General features: G+C 71.3%; 1 protein-coding gene. It reads right to left on the bottom strand.

Annotated elements, in window-relative coordinates:
• Positions 1-526, bottom strand: a 526-nt coding sequence (locus ABFX50_RS51155) for a methyl-accepting chemotaxis protein (RefSeq protein WP_346158575.1), incomplete at both ends; no start/stop codon positions are given.

The following is a 526-nucleotide window of genomic DNA, read 5'->3' as shown; positions in this document are numbered from 1 at the left end:
GGTCGACCTGCTCCTGCAGCACGGCCGCCATCCGGGACAGCTCGACGGCCGCGCCCTGCGTCTCCACCACGGTCGACGAGGTGGTCCTGGTCGCCCCGGCCACCGTCGAGATGCTCCCGGCGATCCGGGTGGTGCCCACCGCGGCCTCGTTGATGCCCCGGTTCATCTCCTGCGTGGTCGCGGTCTGCTCCTCCACCGCCGAGGCGATGGTCAGCTGGTAGTCGTTGATCCTGGCGATGATCTGCCCGATCTCCTCGATCGCGGTCACCGCGCCGCCGGTGTCGGCCTGGATCGCCTCGACCCGCCGGGAGATGTCCTCGGTGGCCTTCGCGGTCTCCTGCGCCAGGTCCTTGACCTCGCCGGCGACCACGGCGAAGCCCTTGCCCGCGTCACCGGCCCGCGCCGCCTCGATGGTGGCGTTCAGCGCGAGCAGGTTGGTCTGCTCGGCGATGCTGCTGATCGTCCGCACCACGTCGGTGATCTCGGCGCTCGCCGCGCTCAGCTCGGCGATGACGTCCGACGCCTG

Source organism: Nonomuraea recticatena (genome assembly GCF_039533245.1).
Taxonomy (GTDB): domain Bacteria; phylum Actinomycetota; class Actinomycetes; order Streptosporangiales; family Streptosporangiaceae; genus Nonomuraea; species Nonomuraea roseola.
This window is presented reverse-complemented; position numbering and strand designations above follow the sequence as displayed.